Source organism: Paraburkholderia sp. PGU19 (assembly GCF_013426915.1).
Taxonomy (GTDB): domain Bacteria; phylum Pseudomonadota; class Gammaproteobacteria; order Burkholderiales; family Burkholderiaceae; genus Paraburkholderia.
Map to the genome: position 1 here is coordinate 892,192 of NZ_AP023182.1, position 17,283 is coordinate 909,474.

The window sequence follows — 17,283 nt, forward strand, 5'->3', positions numbered from 1 at the left end:
GAGTGAAGCAGCCGATCACGTGTCCTGCACGCCGCGACGGCGAACGGCAGGAGTTGGCCGAGAGCACCAGTTCAATGAAGGTGCTGTAGGGCAGCCGTTGAAATCTTCAACGGCTGCTTTCGGGCGACTTCCGTGAATGAGTACAGTCGGCCAATAGCGGCCGTTCGCTTTATTGACCTGAGGGTCGGCTTTTGGGCGAGATGCAGTCGGCTACGGCCGGCCGCGTTCGTTAAGGTTTATTCGATGCCTGCCATCGGCCGCAGGAATGTGCATGCCGCTGCGCATGTCGGCAGGCGTCGAATAAACCCGATGGAGGAAACCGCGGAGTGCCCCGATGCGGTTGGAGGCTTTGCGGCTATGGGGATTGATAGGCCGGGATGCTCAGTGGTCTCGGATGTGACGCGGTCAGGCGGGATGCCGGACGGGCGCTGAGGCCGTAGCGAATCGGTGCAGTCGTGCAATCGCGATGATGAAGCAGGCGTGCGTGTCGCTTCGCGAAGCGACACGCACAGACGTCCTCGCGTGGGTCGCGTTGCCGCATAGCCGACGTTGGACAGGGAGATCGAGGAACCGTGATGCTCATGTCTGATCCCGTCGTATTGGCGGTGCGCGGATGGGGGCACTGCGCGCGAGGATGTCGATGACGATGAGCGGTGCGCCGCAGTGCCGGCAGATGAAGACGGGCCGGGTTTCGGTGACGTGGTCATCCGGTGACGGACTGATCTCGGGTGCAACGTGCAGCAGCTCACGCACCTTTGCGAGACTGGCGCGGCGCACGGGGTTGGCGAGCAGCCCGTAGTGGCGGATGCGATGGAAACCGCCGGGCAGCACATGGAGCAGGAAGCGGCGCATGAACTCGCCGGCCTCGAGCGTCATGGTCTTGTAGCGGGTGCGTCCCTTCGCGCGGTAATCCTTCCAGCGGAACGTCACGCCACGCTCATCGAAGGCGACCAGGCGCTGGTTGGAGATGGCGACGCGGTGCGTATAGCGTGAGAGGTACTCGAGCACCGCGTTGGGTCCGGCGAACGGGCGCCTGGCATAGACCACCCATTCGCAGATGCGTAGCGGTGCAAGCCACCGGGCAAAGGTGGCGGGATCAGCAAGCCCGGTGTACTCGCCGAAGAACTGCAGCTGGCCATGCCGGTGGGCCACTTCGAGCGCTTCGAGGAAGCGCCGGCGGAACAGGCGTGAGAGCACGCGCACGGGCAGGAAGAAGCCGGGCCGGCACGCGATCCAGCGCTCGCCATCGGGCGACAGCCCGCCACCAGGGACGATGCCGTGCACATGCGGGTGATGCGTGAGCGCAGAGCCCCAGGTGTGCAGTACGAGCGTGGCGCCGATCCGGGCGCCGAGATGCCTGGGATCCGCGGCGATCGTGCGCAGCGTGTCGGCGGCGATGTCGAGCAGCAGGCCGTAGATGACCCGTTTGTTGTACCAGGCGATCGCACTGACGGGCGCGGGCAGCGTGAAGACGACGTGGAAGTATTCGACGGGTAGCAGGTCGGCCTGGCGTGCGTCCAGCCAGCGGTGTGCGGCGCTGGCCTGGCACTTCGGGCAATGCCGGTTCCGGCACGTAATGGAGTGCACTCCATTACGTGCCTTATGGGGAGTCGTTTCGTATGGGGAGTAGAAGTGTCGAGCGAGCGCGAACCGAGGAGTTCGCGCTCCTGCAACTCTCCATTAAAGCTTCGCCTTGAGCATGGCGATGACCTTGTCGGATGGCCTGAACGAGCCCCTGCGCAGTTCCGGAGGAACGATTGCGTTGAGGGCTTCTAGCTTCTCGGTAGGGTCGGCACGGGTGTAGATTTCAGTAGTAGCCAGATCGCTATGTCCGAGCCAGAGAGACACTTTTCGGATATCGTTCGTGCTCTGCAGTACTATCATTGCGCACGTATGCCTCAAGACGTGCGGCGAAACACGTTTCTGTAACAACGAAGGGCACTTCTGGCTCGCCGCCTCAACGTGATGTTTGAGGACATAGGCAAACCCCACCGGCTCATCGCCTCACCCCGCGCATTGATGAACAACTCCGGTACTCGGGCCGTTCCCCGTACCGCGATCCACGCACGTAACGCATTGGCGGTCGCCTTCCAGAGGGGGAGCGCACGCTCACGCCGTCCCTTACCATGAACGCGGATGCTCATCGACGTCAGTGCAATATCCGTCATCTGCAACCCCGTCAATTCTGAAACGCGCAGACCACCGCAGATAGCCAGATGCAGCATTGCCCGATCCCGGATTCCCTCACGTGTTGTCGGGTCTGGTGCATCGAGCAAAGCCCGGACTTCCTTTTCTAACAGGTATGGTACCAGCCTCGAGTCCGTCTTCTTGTATGGAATGCAAAGAACACGCCTTATCTGCTCGAGCACGATGGGCTCGCGATACTCGAGGAAGTGGAAGAATGACCTGATTGCTGCCAGTCGCACATTGCGGGTCTCCGGTGAGTTTTTTCGTTCATCTTCAAGATACTCGAGAAACGCACTGATCATTCCGGCGTCGAGCTGCTCCAGCGCGAGTGACGAGGGAGACACCTTAAGCCGTTCCGCGGCAAACTCGAACAGGAGCTGGAAGCTGGAGGCATAAGAGTCGCAGGTGTGTTGACTGGCACCTCTCTGATGTGCGAGGGTCTCGCGAAGGAATGCCGAGACGTGGGGAGCTAATGGAGTCATTTCTGTTCTCCGATGAGGAAGTCCTCGGCGGTGGCCGCAATATCGCGCAAGAGCTCCGGAGTGGCTTCGAGGTACCAGTAGGTGTCCTTGATGTTGGCGTGCCCCAAGTACGTCGCAAGGGCCAGCATGTGCTGCCCGACGCGGTCCCGGCCTTCAGGGCTCGCTTCGAGTGCACGAATGGCGAACGTGTGCCTGAGCCCATGCAACCGTGGGCTCTGACCGTTGTAGGAAGGGCCAATGCAAGCCAGTTTCAGCAGCTTCCGGAACGTCCAGTAGGCAATGGTGTACCTGAGTGGATGACCGTCGTCATCAACAAACACATGGTCATCGCCCGGATGTGCCAGTCGCCGCATCGTAAGATACTTGTGCAGACCCTCCGTCGCCGTATCGTGCAGAGGAACCAGACGACTCTTCTGGAATTTGCTCTTTCGAATGACGAGCCCCTCCGGCGTAATGTCGGCAGACCGTAGATTCAGGGCTTCCGATACGCGCAGACCAGTGGCGGACAGCAGAGCGATCAACGCAGCATATGTCTGTGGGCGCAAGGCATTGGTGGGCTCGAGTTTCAGCGCAGCGTCGATCAGTCGTTCAATGTCGGTCCGTGTATAAATGTACGGAGCCCGCCGTATCTTTCGGTAGGCGAAGTACCGCGCAGGCGGCAACTCATGGTTCTGATCCTCGATGGACAGGTACCGCGCGAATCTGCATACGGTCCTCAGCCGCGCGTCACGCTGGGCTACCGACGCAGCCTCAGTTGCCCAGTCGATAGCAGTCTGTGCGCGGACGTGCGTTTCACCGCGATTGGCTGCAAAGCGCGCGAAGCTACGCAACAGATATTCCACGTTCGACATCTTGAATCCCGCGACACGACAAGCAGCGAGATAGGACTCCACGGCGGACATCATTTCATCACCTCCGGCCACGGCTGGGCGATTCGCCTTAGAAGTGCAAAGTCAATCCTGGCGTAATAGGCCGTCGTGTCGATACCGCGGTGCCTGAGAATCATGCCGATCTGGTCGAGGGGAAGACCATGACGCAACATCTCGGTCGCCGCTGTGTGTCGCAGCAGATGTGCGCCCTTGGCGGGTGAACTCACCTTGGCCCGCTTGAGCGCGCGTTTCACTACCGAGGAAATGCCATCGCCCGAAACAAACGGCCTGAAGGGGGCAATGTTGCGTACGAAGACGCGGCCATCTCCTGTCACTCGGGATCGGGATTCGAGATAGCGCAGGAGTGCCTCACCAGCGTCTTGGGGCAGCGGGAGTCTAACTTCATAACGACCCTTACCCGAGACCCGCAGCGTCCCGGTTTCCCACTCAATGTCTCTCATTTGAAGGTTTGCGAGGTCGCCCGCACGCAACCCGAGTCGCACGAGCAACAGAATGATCGCGCGGTCGCGAAGTGTTCGAAGTGAATGGCCATCGCAAGCGGCTATCAGACGGTCAACATCGTCAGGCGCAAGACACTGCGGGAGTGTCGACAGGCGCCAGTGCGCTAGTGCGGGAACCGCTTGGTCGAGACCGGCTCGACACAGGCCGTGAACACCCAGATAACGCAGGAAGGCCCGCGCGCTGGTGACCCGCTTTTCGGCCGTACTGACACTGCACTTGCCAACACTGTCCAGCAGGAACGTCCGCACGCGCTTCGGATCCCATCCCCCGACATCGTGCCCAAGTAACTCGAGCATTGTCGTGGCATCGCGACAGTACAGCCGAAGTGTCGCCGGCTTTGCGCCCCGGTGCCTTTGCATCCACTGCCGGAAGCCGCTGATGATGTTGGGTTCGCAAATCTCGGCCGTTGCAGGTTTCCCTGCCTGACAGACACCGATCCCGATCAGGTACTCACGAAAGCACTTCGCTCCGAAGTAAACGTGGTGGTTTGCTTTGCCTCCCTTTGCATCTGGACAACTGCACGTCGGAAGATGTCGACGGAAGATTTCCAACATCTGCGGACCTACCTCAGCCAGAGGTCGGCTACTCATCTGCATGAAGCGGCCCAGATGATCGGCGGCACGTATGTACCGCTGGGCGCTGGCCGCTGAATATCCGTCCCGCTCCAACGCATCAGCAAAGCCGTCAATGAAGGCGCCGGCCGGTCCCGTACGCAGGCGCCTCAAAGTCTTGGGTGCTACCAGGTATGTGTCTAGCATCACGTCCTCCAGTGATGATTGCCCGTGAAAGCCAGACCACGATAGCAACGGAGGGGCGCGTTTTAATGGGGAGTAAAAACACAGAATTGTTCGGTCTGAGGCTCCGAACATGCTTTCGGACTCGCTGTTAGCCAGGACTCCCCATAAGGCACGATAATGGAGTGCACTCCATTACGTGCCTTATGGGGAGTCGTTTCGTATGGGGAGTAGAAGTGTCGAGCGAGCGCGAACCGAGGAGTTCGCGCTCCTGCAACTCTCCATTAAAGCTTCGCCTTGAGCATGGCGATGACCTTGTCGGATGGCCTGAACGAGCCCCTGCGCAGTTCCGGAGGAACGATTGCGTTGAGGGCTTCTAGCTTCTCGGTAGGGTCGGCACGGGTGTAGATTTCAGTAGTAGCCAGATCGCTATGTCCGAGCCAGAGAGACACTTTTCGGATATCGTTCGTGCTCTGCAGTACTATCATTGCGCACGTATGCCTCAAGACGTGCGGCGAAACACGTTTCTGTAACAACGAAGGGCACTTCTGGCTCGCCGCCTCAACGTGATGTTTGAGGACATAGGCAAACCCCCACCGGCTCATCGCCTCACCCCGCGCATTGATGAACAACTCCGGTACTCGGGCCGTTCCCCGTACCGCGATCCACGCACGTAACGCATTGGCGGTCGCCTTCCAGAGGGGGAGCGCACGCTCACGCCGTCCCTTACCATGAACGCGGATGCTCATCGACGTCAGTGCAATATCCGTCATCTGCAACCCCGTCAATTCTGAAACGCGCAGACCACCGCAGATAGCCAGATGCAGCATTGCCCGATCCCGGATTCCCTCACGTGTTGTCGGGTCTGGTGCATCGAGCAAAGCCCGGACTTCCTTTTCTAACAGGTATGGTACCAGCCTCGAGTCCGTCTTCTTGTATGGAATGCAAAGAACACGCCTTATCTGCTCGAGCACGATGGGCTCGCGATACTCGAGGAAGTGGAAGAATGACCTGATTGCTGCCAGTCGCACATTGCGGGTCTCCGGTGAGTTTTTTCGTTCATCTTCAAGATACTCGAGAAACGCACTGATCATTCCGGCGTCGAGCTGCTCCAGCGCGAGTGACGAGGGAGACACCTTAAGCCGTTCCGCGGCAAACTCGAACAGGAGCTGGAAGCTGGAGGCATAAGAGTCGCAGGTGTGTTGACTGGCACCTCTCTGATGTGCGAGGGTCTCGCGAAGGAATGCCGAGACGTGGGGAGCTAATGGAGTCATTTCTGTTCTCCGATGAGGAAGTCCTCGGCGGTGGCCGCAATATCGCGCAAGAGCTCCGGAGTGGCTTCGAGGTACCAGTAGGTGTCCTTGATGTTGGCGTGCCCCAAGTACGTCGCAAGGGCCAGCATGTGCTGCCCGACGCGGTCCCGGCCTTCAGGGCTCGCTTCGAGTGCACGAATGGCGAACGTGTGCCTGAGCCCATGCAACCGTGGGCTCTGACCGTTGTAGGAAGGGCCAATGCAAGCCAGTTTCAGCAGCTTCCGGAACGTCCAGTAGGCAATGGTGTACCTGAGTGGATGACCGTCGTCATCAACAAACACATGGTCATCGCCCGGATGTGCCAGTCGCCGCATCGTAAGATACTTGTGCAGACCCTCCGTCGCCGTATCGTGCAGAGGAACCAGACGACTCTTCTGGAATTTGCTCTTTCGAATGACGAGCCCCTCCGGCGTAATGTCGGCAGACCGTAGATTCAGGGCTTCCGATACGCGCAGACCAGTGGCGGACAGCAGAGCGATCAACGCAGCATATGTCTGTGGGCGCAAGGCATTGGTGGGCTCGAGTTTCAGCGCAGCGTCGATCAGTCGTTCAATGTCGGTCCGTGTATAAATGTACGGAGCCCGCCGTATCTTTCGGTAGGCGAAGTACCGCGCAGGCGGCAACTCATGGTTCTGATCCTCGATGGACAGGTACCGCGCGAATCTGCATACGGTCCTCAGCCGCGCGTCACGCTGGGCTACCGACGCAGCCTCAGTTGCCCAGTCGATAGCAGTCTGTGCGCGGACGTGCGTTTCACCGCGATTGGCTGCAAAGCGCGCGAAGCTACGCAACAGATATTCCACGTTCGACATCTTGAATCCCGCGACACGACAAGCAGCGAGATAGGACTCCACGGCGGACATCATTTCATCACCTCCGGCCACGGCTGGGCGATTCGCCTTAGAAGTGCAAAGTCAATCCTGGCGTAATAGGCCGTCGTGTCGATACCGCGGTGCCTGAGAATCATGCCGATCTGGTCGAGGGGAAGACCATGACGCAACATCTCGGTCGCCGCTGTGTGTCGCAGCAGATGTGCGCCCTTGGCGGGTGAACTCACCTTGGCCCGCTTGAGCGCGCGTTTCACTACCGAGGAAATGCCATCGCCCGAAACAAACGGCCTGAAGGGGGCAATGTTGCGTACGAAGACGCGGCCATCTCCTGTCACTCGGGATCGGGATTCGAGATAGCGCAGGAGTGCCTCACCAGCGTCTTGGGGCAGCGGGAGTCTAACTTCATAACGACCCTTACCCGAGACCCGCAGCGTCCCGGTTTCCCACTCAATGTCTCTCATTTGAAGGTTTGCGAGGTCGCCCGCACGCAACCCGAGTCGCACGAGCAACAGAATGATCGCGCGGTCGCGAAGTGTTCGAAGTGAATGGCCATCGCAAGCGGCTATCAGACGGTCAACATCGTCAGGCGCAAGACACTGCGGGAGTGTCGACAGGCGCCAGTGCGCTAGTGCGGGAACCGCTTGGTCGAGACCGGCTCGACACAGGCCGTGAACACCCAGATAACGCAGGAAGGCCCGCGCGCTGGTGACCCGCTTTTCGGCCGTACTGACACTGCACTTGCCAACACTGTCCAGCAGGAACGTCCGCACGCGCTTCGGATCCCATCCCCCGACATCGTGCCCAAGTAACTCGAGCATTGTCGTGGCATCGCGACAGTACAGCCGAAGTGTCGCCGGCTTTGCGCCCCGGTGCCTTTGCATCCACTGCCGGAAGCCGCTGATGATGTTGGGTTCGCAAATCTCGGCCGTTGCAGGTTTCCCTGCCTGACAGACACCGATCCCGATCAGGTACTCACGAAAGCACTTCGCTCCGAAGTAAACGTGGTGGTTTGCTTTGCCTCCCTTTGCATCTGGACAACTGCACGTCGGAAGATGTCGACGGAAGATTTCCAACATCTGCGGACCTACCTCAGCCAGAGGTCGGCTACTCATCTGCATGAAGCGGCCCAGATGATCGGCGGCACGTATGTACCGCTGGGCGCTGGCCGCTGAATATCCGTCCCGCTCCAACGCATCAGCAAAGCCGTCAATGAAGGCGCCGGCCGGTCCCGTACGCAGGCGCCTCAAAGTCTTGGGTGCTACCAGGTATGTGTCTAGCATCACGTCCTCCAGTGATGATTGCCCGTGAAAGCCAGACCACGATAGCAACGGAGGGGCGCGTTTTAATGGGGAGTAAAAACACAGAATTGTTCGGTCTGAGGCTCCGAACATGCTTTCGGACTCGCTGTTAGCCAGGACTCCCCATAAGGCACGAGTTGAAGGACACCTCGGTCGTTGCGCAGCCTGAACAGCGCAGCACATGTCCGCCCAGTGCCGCCGTGCGGCACCGTTCGATGGCCGACATGACCTTCAGCTGCCCCAGGCTCAGGTGTGCCGTGGTCCGCCACGCTGGCCCGTGGCTGCGGAAGATGTCCGCAACCTCCAGCATGAGGCGCTACGCGCGGACCTACCCGGGAGGCAGACGGTCCAGCGGACTGGTGACCTCGTGCAGCAGGTCGGTGGCCACCTGGACGTAGAGCGCGGTGTTCTCGAGCTTCGCATGGCCGAGCAGGACCTGGATCACGCGGATGTCCACCTTCTGTTCAAGGAGGTGTGTCGCAAAGCTGTGCCGCAGCGTGTGCATGGACACACGCTTGTCGATGTTCGCGGCCTCGGCGGCGGCATGAATGGCACGGTTCAACTGTCGCGTGCTTAACTGGTCGAGCGGATCGAGCCCGGGAAACAGCCACCCACGATCGGGCATCCTGCCCTGCGCACGGGCCACGCGCCACCACACACGCAGACGCTCGAGCAGCACCGGCGAGAGCATGGCGTAGCGGTCACGGCGACCCTTGCCCTGCTCGATGCGCAGTGTCATGCGTTCGCTGTCGACGTCGGTAACCTTCAGGGCGACCACTTCGCTGGCGCGCAACCCGGCGCCGTATGCGACCGACAGCGCGGTCTGGTGCTTCAGGTTGCCGGCCGCCTCGATGAGCCGCCGCACTTCATCGGGACTGAGCACGACGGGCAGTATGCGGGGCACGCGCACCGGTTGCATCCTGACCATCAGTTCGGGCCGGTCGAGCGTGACTGTGAAGAAGAACTTCAGGCCGGTGATCGCGTGGTTCAGCGACACAGCCGATGTGCCGTGGTCGACCAGATAGAGCTGGTAGCGGCGCAGGTCCTCGACCGTGGCCGTGTCAGGTGAGCGCCCGAGAAACCGGGTGAACTCATGCACGATGTGCAGATAGATGTCCTGCGTCTTGGGGGCAAGCTGGCGCATGCGCATGTCGTCGATCATGCGCTGGCGTAGCGGGCTGATGTTTGCCGGTAAGGAGGTCATGATTCGGCTCCTGTTGAAGAACGAGGCGGGTTGCCTCATTCGCCAACATAAAGCCGCGTGACCAGCCTCTCCCTGACCTCCAGCGTCAGTCCGTAGCCCTACCGCGCGAGCGGTTTAGTCCGTCGGCGGCAGTCGGCCAGGGGTGGACGTTCTGGTATTCGACGCTGACCGGTGGCGCATAGACGGGTCACTTCCCGTGAGCAGGCTGTGCGGTCTGCGCGGTGGTGCGTAGATTTTCGTCCGAGAAAAGCAGATAGTTATTAATGTAGCTATGTTGGCGTGGTACGAATTGCAATCTTCTTGATCCTCCCGCGCGCACGAATCGTTCGAGTCACTTGAAGACTATTAGCGGACCGCAGCGCTGCGCTACCTCTCGCCACAGAAACAATGAGCGCTGTTTGTGTAGGCTAGAGAATGCCGCGCGAAGATTGCGACGGCATGTACGCATTAGTCCACCTCCCAACTTCCTGTGCCGCGTCAGGGACCGTAACGCCTGGTCGACACGACTCTATGCGGGGACGCCATGGAAGATGAAAAAGACGGACGAACCCCACAGCGAATACCGAGGCACCTGTGGGAGATGTTGCGAGCGCGGGTTAGCGAATGGTTCATCGGGGGCGTCCTCCTGGCAATCACCGGCTTCGCGCCGCAGGAATTCATCGCTCGACTAGTCCGCTCTATTGCGGCGCCAGAGAGGGTGGAGCATTTGTCGCGCCTGGCGCTCGATGCCCGGCCGGTGATTGTCTTTATTGGAATCGCAATCATTGTGGCTGATTCGCTGTATCGGAACCGGCACCGAGCGGTCACTGCTGTCCCAGGAAGGCCGCCGCTCACTGAGGATGGAGCGGGGCGTTTGCAACCTGACGGCAGGGCGCTGGTGGAAAACGAACGGGGTGAACCGGAAGCACTACTGCTCCCAAATAATCCATGGCTATCGGAGGGGCGAGTGATACTGGTCGTGCTTCCGTTCGAAAGTCTCGGTGGCGGCGACAAATATGATTACTTCAGTGAGGGCTTAACTGAGGATATGATCACCCAACTTGCCCGGCTCAGCCCGGAGCGCCTGGGTGTAATCGCCCGGACTTCGGCGATGCGCTACAAATCCACGACCAGGACCATTCATCAGATCGGTCAGGACCTAGGGGTTTCCCACGTGCTTGAGGGAAGCGTCCGGCGTGCCGGAGATCGGGTACGGATTGCGGCGCAGCTCATCCGGGTAAGCGACGAAACGCACCTTTGGGCCGAGACCTACGAGGGGAACCGACATGACCTCCTGGCACTCCAGATCGAGGTGGCCAAGGCAGTTGCCCGCGAAATTGAGATCAAGCTCACGCCGCACGAGCAAGGGCGTTTAGACCGTACTCCCGCCATTGATGCGCAGGCGCACGAAGCGTATCTCAAGGGGCGTCACTTCTGGTCCACGCGCACCGAAGAAGGAATGCGAAAGAGCATTGAGTATTTTCAGCTCGCTATTGGACACCAGCCGAACTTTGCGGCCGCCTATGATGGAGTGGCCGATGCTTACACGATGCTCGCGTGTCGCGGCGTGAGCCCTGCGCGCGAAACGTTTCATAAAGCAAAAATGGCAGCCAGGAAAGCGCTGCAGATTGAACCTGATCTGGGTGAGGCTTATGCGTCACTGGCCCATGTGCGTTTGCACGATTGGGATTGGGTCGATCTGGAACAGGATTTCCTGCGCGCCATTGAACTGAATCCAGGACACGCGATCGCCTATTATTGGTACGCGGAATATCTCATGATGGCAGGCAGAGCCGAAGAAGCCATTGCCAGGGTCAGGCAGTCCCAACAGATGGATCCGTTGAATTCATCGCTGAATTCATCTGTTGCCATCATCTTGTACCTTGCTCGGCGATACGACCAGGCACAGGAAGAACTCCGTAAAGCCCTAGAAATCGATCCAAACCACTTTCTGCTTCACTTCAGGCTGGGATTGGTTTACCAGCAAGGCGTTGTTGCATAAATCGGGTTTGAAGACAAAGGCGGTCTTGTGATCTTGAATTCAGGCAATGCGAGCGGATTGCGGACGTGCGAGCGCCGTCATGCGGTTGAGCACGCCGACGCGAACCGCCACTTCGGTCGCCTGGGAGCCGATCGTGCGCGCCCACAGACAATTGCCGGTGAGCGTCTTGAGCCGGTACATCAGGTTCTCGACCAGCGAGCGCTGGTGATAGCCGCTGCGCTTCTTCCATTCCCTTCGGCCGTCTCGCGCAATGGCACCGATGGCCTCGTTGCGCCAGGCGGCGCCGGGCGTGTTCCCCGGCCAGGGCATTGCCCCTTCGCGCGGTGGGATCGCCGGTTGTGCATCGCGCGCGGCAATCGCCACGTGGCATTGCTTCGTGTCGTATGCGCCGTCTCCACCGATGGTATCGATCGCGTCGTCCGTAGGGATCTGATCGAGCAGCCCAGGCAAGACCTCGGCATCGGCGACGTCCTGATGCGTCATCAACGCAGCGCATACCTGGCCGGTCTTCGCATCCAGCGCGAGATGTACCTTGCGCCACGTGCGACGCTTCGCATAGCCGTGCTTGCGCACCTTCCATTCGCCTTCACCGTAAAGCTTCACCCCTGTGCTGTCGACAAGCAGATGCAGCGGCTCGCCGTTGCGGATCGCGGGCAACGCGACCTTCAACTCCTGCGCGCGACGGCTCAGTGTCGTGTAGTTCGGTACCGGCAGCCCGGCGAAGCCAAGTGCGCGCAGACTTTGCGCGAAACCCTGAAGCGCCCGCAGCGGCAGGCGAAACACCTGTTTCAACCCGAGCAGCATCTGAATCACTGCGTCAGCATAAACGCATGGCCGGCCACGTCTGGACGAACCCTTCCCGGGCACGTGCGTCAGGACGCTTTCGTCAATCCACATGGTCACATCGCCTCTCGCGATCAAGCCCGCGTTGTACTCAGCCCAGTTCCTGACTCGATAAACCCCTTTGGGCTCCTGCCTCTTGCGATCGTCTTTGCGCATCTTCCCGGGCAAAAATCGAGAATGTACGCAGTTCACCCCGAAGTTAACAGGGGTGCCGTCACTACCGTTGCGCGTAAACGTCAGATCGGCGCGCGGTACACCGATTTATGCAACAACGCCTACCAGCAACAGAAGTTGTTCCATGACGCAATCGAGGAGATGCAGAAGGCTGTAACGCTTTCCGGGAGGAGCACAGAGGCGCTGACGGGGCTGGCCCAGACCTACGCTGCCGCCGACATGAGAGCGGCCATGCAGCAGATCGTGGATGCGCTGGAGACGGAATCCGAAAAGCACTACGTCCACCCCTACAACATGGCGAAAGTGTTTGGTTCGCTCGGGGACAAAGAGCAGACCTTCGGCTGGCTGGAAAAAGCCTACGATGAGCACAGTCCTGACTTCATTGAGCTCAGGACAGAACCTACCTTCGACAGCGCTCGCTTCGATCCCAGATTCTCCGAACTGCTATCCCGCGTCGGGCTCAACCAGATCTGAAGGACGACGCTCTGCGATGGGCGCCAGAAGGGCTATGCCCGCTATGAGCGAGATGCCTGTGCGCAAGTAAGAAACTCCACGGAACGCACCGCTTTCCTCCATCCCTCGATCGCCCGTCGCCGTGAACAGGATGCTGCTTAAGCTGCCCGGATCAGGCCCTGGGGGTTCGCGCGCGCCTGGGGATCGAACGGCTCATATTTGCTCTACAGCCGCCGATCGAAAATGCTGTTTGACCGGCTCCTTTGGGTCGTCTGCTGACCTCCCAACGGGAGCCAAGCCGCCGTTCGAACTTGTCGCGTGGCCGACGTCAGCAATGCTGACCACAGCAGCCGTTGGCCGATGCTTGTGCCAACGACGGGTTTGGCCGATCTTAAGTCGTTGTGGGTGGAAGCATTACTGCCAAGACTTCGGCCAAACCGGCCGTTAGCACAAGCATCGGTCAACGGCTGCTGTGGTCGCTGACGTCGGCCCCGCGAAATGTTCGAACGACGGCTTGGTTCCCGTTGCGCGGCCAGCAGACGACCCGTTACCGACATACGACCCGGCACGACTGCGGTGACAGCTTCCAAAGTACAACGGCCGTTCAATCAACGACATAGGTTGGTTGGAGGTTGGCATGTGGGACACTGCCCGCCGTGAATTCAACGTCCCCTTCGAGATTCAGGAAAGAAGATGAATCTCGACATCATGGTCGACGGGGTCACAATTAACGACCGGTCGAGTTCGAGCGCCGAAACGGGGAAGTGCCGCTGCAAGCACACCCGCTTTGCGATCAGCCACTTGACATGGAAGCCGTCTCCGTGGTTCGTGACCCCGCATGCTCATTCGAGACGCGGGAAGACGTCCTTGAGCACGTCCCGGAGCAGTGGGGCAATGCTGCTCCAGCACAAGCTGTAGAAGTTCCTCGGCGGCCGCCCGACGTGCTGTCGTCGGCCTGCACGACTGGTATTCATTTCGCTCATGCTCTTCATGAAAAAAGATCGATTGGCGTCCGATAGTCACTGCGAATAGATTGCCTGATTAGCGCAAGCGCGTCATTCATACGCTACCCAGAAGGAGATCCATGCGAAGCGCCACCGCACCCTGTTCGAAGTTGCCCGACGTCGGAACCACAATCTTCACCGTGATCGGACAGATCGCTGCCGAGCACGAGGCGCTGAACCTGTCTCAAGGGACTCCAAATTTCGCGCCCGACACGGCGCTTGTCGAAAGCGTCGCGCAAGCGCTGCGCGGGGGCACAACCAGTATGCGCCGATGGCGGGCGTCGCGTCGCTGCGCAACACGCTCGCCGAAAAGACGGGACATCTCCACGGGACCCACAAGATCCTCGGCGAAGGCATCGCGTTCGGCCTTCGCAAGGGCGACGACGCGTTGAAGGCGAATCTGAACGCAGCGATCGGCGAGCTGAAGACTGACGGCACCGTGAAGTCGCTCGGCCAGAAGTATTTCGGCAACACGAATATCTCCGCGGAGTAACGAAATGCCCACTCACGATATGACGGCCGCGCGCGGCGAACCGGATCCCGCGGCAACGGACGAGTGCATGATCGACGACGAGCTCATCTCCGAGCTCGGCGCGGACATCGTCACGCGGTCGGCCGATATCGACCCGCGCTACTTCACCGCGTACAACGAGGCGCCCGGCCCGCGGCCGCGCGCGCTCGTGCGGCCACGCAGCGTCGACGACGTGTCGCGTACGCTCGCGCTATGCATGAGACTCGGCCAGCCAGTCGTGCCTCAGGGCGGACTGACGGGGCTTGCGCGCGGCGCGGTCGCGCTCGACGGCGAGATCGTGCTGTCAATGGAACGCTTCACGGGCATCGAATCGATCGACGTGTCGGCTGGCACGATTACGGTGCGCGCTGGCACGCCGCTGCAGACGGTTCAGGAGGCAGCAGAAGCGGCCGGCTTCACGTTCGGCGTCGATCTTGGTGCGCGCGGGTCATGCCAGATCGGCGGCGCAATCGCAACGAATGCAGGCGGCACACGCGCAATCCGCTTCGGGATGATGCGCGAGCAGGTGCTTGGGCTTGAGGCTGTGCTTGCAGACGGGACCGTTGTGTCGTCCATGAGCCGGATGCTGAAAAACAATACGGGTTACGACCTGAAGCAATTGTTCATCGGTAGCGAGGGCACGCTTGGCATCATCACGCGCGCCGTGCTGCGGCTTCGTCCGAAACTCGCCGCGCCTGCCACCGCGATGTGCCGTGTCGCGGATTACGCCACGGTGGTCCGGCTCTGGGAGCGGATGCGTGCGGTGCCGGAGGTCGTCAGCTTCGAGGCCATGTGGCCATCGTTTTACAGGTATGTCGGCAGCCACACGCCTGATGTCCTCGCGCCGTTCGCCGGCGAGGAGGGTTTCGCAGTGCTGATCGAGTGCGCGACGAGCGCACCGGGCTGCGATGCGACAGAGACGCTTGAGGCCTGTCTTGCGGACAGCTTTGAAGCGGGGCTCATCGACGATGCAGCACTAGCGATGTCGCAGCGGCAAGCGCGGGACATGTGGCTGCTTCGCGAAGGCCTCGCGATTGACGCGCTGCCGAATCTCGTCAATTTTGATGTGAGCCTGCCGACCGGCGAGCTCGGCACATTCGCCGAACGCTGTGAGGCGGCGCTACAGACGCGTTGGCCGGGGATCGTAAGCCTTTTCTTTGGCCATATCGGCGACGGCAACGTGCATATCGGCGTATCGCTCGTCGAACTGAGCAACACGCTGGCGGACGAACTCGATCGAACCGTCTACGCTGTAGTGCAAGAAATGGGCGGATCGATTTCGGCGGAGCATGGAATCGGCGTGCTGAAACGGCCCTACCTCTCCTGCACGCGCAGCGATGCCGAAATAACCTTGATGCGCCGGCTCAAGGCCGCGCTCGATCCCAAGCATATCCTGAATCCCGGCAAAGTTCTGTGACGCCGCGCAGCACCTCGGAAATTGAGCCGCAAAGGCGGGTATCTGGGCGATGCGGTCCTTCAAATGTCCGATAGCATGTCTGGTCGAACGGCCGCGAGTGGCCGTATCACCTGCTGCGACGCTGTGCCACAAAGCTGCCGCTCGTCTTGGCGTATTCTTCCGAATGCCGGCTTACGGCAAACCTAGCCGAACGCGTACGGTCGGCCCGGAAGAGTCGTTCGCTGGCACCGTCTCTCGGACATTCAGGCGTCGGCTCCGCCCCAGGTAGCGACCGTTCATTCGAAATGTGACCGGTGCTTCATCGGTCATTGCCGAAATTCATGCATCGGTGTCGGTGAGTCGGCTAAAGGTCCTCCTTATCCCGACATCCGCTGCCGCATTCCGCCCAGGCCACGACTACCTGCGGGCGCGGATCCAATGACACTAGTCGTGATGGTCGAGACTCCTGAGTAACTGCTCGCGACGGTGTTCGCGTCGATAGTGTCCAGTCACTCCGATCGCTGCAATGACCAGCGCAAAAGTGCCGATCACGATACCGATCCATGACGCACTCATTTTTGCCTCCTTCGTCGCAGAGGGTTCGAGACGTTGATTGATCAGCTTTCGTGCAAAAAACGGTGCCGCCTTGGCGCAGGGCCTACACGCCGTTACCCCGGCAGACGGCGGATCATCGTTGCAGATAACCCATGCGGGCAACGGCTTCCAGGATCGCCTTGCCGTCCGGCGTGATGCGCGGGGATTGCCGGCCTGCCGCAAGGGGTTCAAGCGTGACCAGTCGCAGGTCAAGCAAGGTGCGAAGCTCGAGACGGTCCGTTTCGACCTGATCCGGTGCATCCCTGACTACCATCAGTGTTGTGAATTCGTGCGGGCTCAACACGGTTGCCTCCTGGGCAAGCGAAGCGACAAGGGTTACGACAGCGCCTTCACCTGTCGACCATCAATTCAGGATTTCGAATTGTATCGATCCTTCGCCTGGTATTACGCTTGTGCTGCCTCAACCCATTTCGAGTGGGTATCGCGCACGATGTCACAGAAATGACCTGCGTACGACAGTGCCTGCTCTGACACCGACTGAACCCGGCTTGTGTGTCGCGTGAACAGTTCCTCGGGTGTCGAGCTGGACAGCATTTCCAGGGACAGTTTCGCGCTCTCCGCGCCCGCCGCCCTGGCTGTGGCCAGGTTCAGTTCAACCAGCCGGCGGAAGCCGTCGAACCCCCGATCTGTCAGGGTGAACAGGGTGGCGACGTTCGCCCTGTTTCGCTCGATCAAATGCTCGGGCGTAAATGCGCTCATGCGTTCTCTCCTTCGTTGCTTCCGACAAGCGCCTGACCATTGTCAGGCAAGAGATCGGTGCTTTATCGGGCTGTGGCCGACGACCTTGAACCTGACCGTGCAAAGACTGTTTTGGTCATTTAGAACAAACATTCTAACTTTGTGAAACTGGCATTCAGAGTACTTCTT

The 17,283-nt window shown here is 60.1% G+C and carries 15 protein-coding genes and 4 pseudogenes; 5 read left to right on the plus strand and 14 right to left on the minus strand.

Going from position 1 to position 17,283, the window contains the following annotated elements:
- Positions 1-579: 579 nt before the first annotated feature.
- From H1204_RS44460 to H1204_RS44500, 10 genes and pseudogenes are all read right to left on the minus strand, one after another.
- A pseudogene (locus H1204_RS44460) lies at positions 580-1,587 on the minus strand (IS91 family transposase); the annotation flags it as partial.
- A gap of 93 nt (positions 1,588-1,680) precedes the next feature.
- Positions 1,681-1,992 (minus strand): tyrosine-type recombinase/integrase, encoded by a 312-nt coding sequence (locus H1204_RS53115; protein WP_346015778.1) that lies wholly within the window; start codon positions 1,990-1,992, stop codon positions 1,681-1,683.
- Positions 1,899-2,669, minus strand: a complete 771-nt coding sequence (locus H1204_RS44465; protein ID WP_346015779.1) for a tyrosine-type recombinase/integrase — start codon at positions 2,667-2,669, stop codon at positions 1,899-1,901. The genes H1204_RS53115 and H1204_RS44465 overlap by 94 nt, the downstream gene beginning before the upstream one ends.
- Positions 2,666-3,574, minus strand: coding sequence for a tyrosine-type recombinase/integrase (locus tag H1204_RS44470; RefSeq protein ID WP_180735328.1), 909 nt, complete (start codon positions 3,572-3,574; stop codon positions 2,666-2,668). The genes H1204_RS44465 and H1204_RS44470 overlap by 4 nt, the downstream gene beginning before the upstream one ends.
- Positions 3,571-4,818 (minus strand): site-specific integrase, encoded by a 1,248-nt coding sequence (locus tag H1204_RS44475; RefSeq protein ID WP_243469008.1) that lies wholly within the window; start codon positions 4,816-4,818, stop codon positions 3,571-3,573. Before H1204_RS44475 ends, H1204_RS44470 begins: the two co-directional genes overlap by 4 nt.
- A 260-nt stretch (positions 4,819-5,078) precedes the next feature.
- Positions 5,079-6,068, minus strand: a complete 990-nt coding sequence (locus H1204_RS44480) for a tyrosine-type recombinase/integrase (RefSeq protein ID WP_180735327.1) — start codon at positions 6,066-6,068, stop codon at positions 5,079-5,081.
- A complete protein-coding gene (locus H1204_RS44485; RefSeq protein WP_180735328.1) occupies positions 6,065-6,973 on the minus strand; it encodes a tyrosine-type recombinase/integrase in 909 nt (302 codons plus the stop codon). The genes H1204_RS44480 and H1204_RS44485 overlap by 4 nt, the downstream gene beginning before the upstream one ends.
- Positions 6,970-8,217 carry a site-specific integrase gene (locus tag H1204_RS44490; RefSeq protein WP_243469008.1) on the minus strand — a complete coding sequence of 416 codons (1,248 nt, stop codon included), beginning with the start codon at positions 8,215-8,217 and terminating at the stop codon, positions 6,970-6,972. The genes H1204_RS44485 and H1204_RS44490 overlap by 4 nt, the downstream gene beginning before the upstream one ends.
- 148 nt (positions 8,218-8,365) lie before the next feature.
- A pseudogene (locus tag H1204_RS44495) lies at positions 8,366-8,545 on the minus strand (transposase zinc-binding domain-containing protein); the annotation flags it as partial.
- Positions 8,546-8,563: 18 nt separating this feature from the next.
- Positions 8,564-9,439 carry a site-specific integrase gene (locus H1204_RS44500; RefSeq protein ID WP_180735054.1) on the minus strand — a complete coding sequence of 292 codons (876 nt, stop codon included), beginning with the start codon at positions 9,437-9,439 and terminating at the stop codon, positions 8,564-8,566.
- Between the two features lie 523 nt (positions 9,440-9,962).
- Between H1204_RS44500 and H1204_RS44505 the strand changes: the two genes are divergently transcribed.
- The gene (locus H1204_RS44505; protein WP_243469010.1) at positions 9,963-11,420 is read left to right on the plus strand and encodes a tetratricopeptide repeat protein; all 1,458 of its coding nucleotides are present in this window, start codon (positions 9,963-9,965) and stop codon (positions 11,418-11,420) included.
- 39 nt (positions 11,421-11,459) lie between these two features.
- Here H1204_RS44505 and H1204_RS44515 read toward each other — a convergent pair whose 3' ends face one another.
- The gene (locus H1204_RS44515; protein ID WP_180735353.1) at positions 11,460-12,419 is read right to left on the minus strand and encodes an IS5 family transposase; all 960 of its coding nucleotides are present in this window, start codon (positions 12,417-12,419) and stop codon (positions 11,460-11,462) included.
- Between the two features lie 21 nt (positions 12,420-12,440).
- Here H1204_RS44515 and H1204_RS44520 point away from each other — a divergent pair, with 21 nt between their 5' ends.
- From H1204_RS44520 to H1204_RS44535, 4 genes and pseudogenes are all read left to right on the plus strand, one after another.
- Entirely contained in the window at positions 12,441-12,911 is a 471-nt protein-coding gene (locus H1204_RS44520; RefSeq protein ID WP_243469011.1) for a hypothetical protein, read from the plus strand.
- 1,063 nt (positions 12,912-13,974) lie between these two features.
- Positions 13,975-14,225: pseudogene (locus tag H1204_RS44525) on the plus strand (methionine aminotransferase); the annotation flags it as partial.
- A 6-nt stretch (positions 14,226-14,231) separates the two neighbouring features.
- Positions 14,232-14,387 (plus strand): annotated as a pseudogene (locus H1204_RS44530) (transporter substrate-binding domain-containing protein); the annotation flags it as partial.
- Between the two features lie 4 nt (positions 14,388-14,391).
- Positions 14,392-15,822, plus strand: coding sequence for an FAD-binding oxidoreductase (locus tag H1204_RS44535; protein WP_180735354.1), 1,431 nt, complete (start codon positions 14,392-14,394; stop codon positions 15,820-15,822).
- A gap of 423 nt (positions 15,823-16,245) precedes the next feature.
- Here the strand turns inward: H1204_RS44535 and H1204_RS52820 are convergent, their stop codons facing one another.
- From H1204_RS52820 to phaP, 3 genes are all read right to left on the minus strand, one after another.
- Complete coding sequence (locus H1204_RS52820) at positions 16,246-16,377, minus strand: hypothetical protein (RefSeq protein ID WP_274608270.1); 132 nt, start codon at positions 16,375-16,377, stop codon at positions 16,246-16,248.
- Between the two features lie 112 nt (positions 16,378-16,489).
- Entirely contained in the window at positions 16,490-16,699 is a 210-nt protein-coding gene (locus tag H1204_RS44540) for a hypothetical protein (protein ID WP_180735355.1), read from the minus strand.
- A 101-nt stretch (positions 16,700-16,800) separates the two neighbouring features.
- Positions 16,801-17,115, minus strand: coding sequence for a TIGR01841 family phasin (gene phaP / locus H1204_RS44545; protein WP_180735356.1), 315 nt, complete (start codon positions 17,113-17,115; stop codon positions 16,801-16,803).
- Positions 17,116-17,283 lie beyond the last annotated feature (168 nt).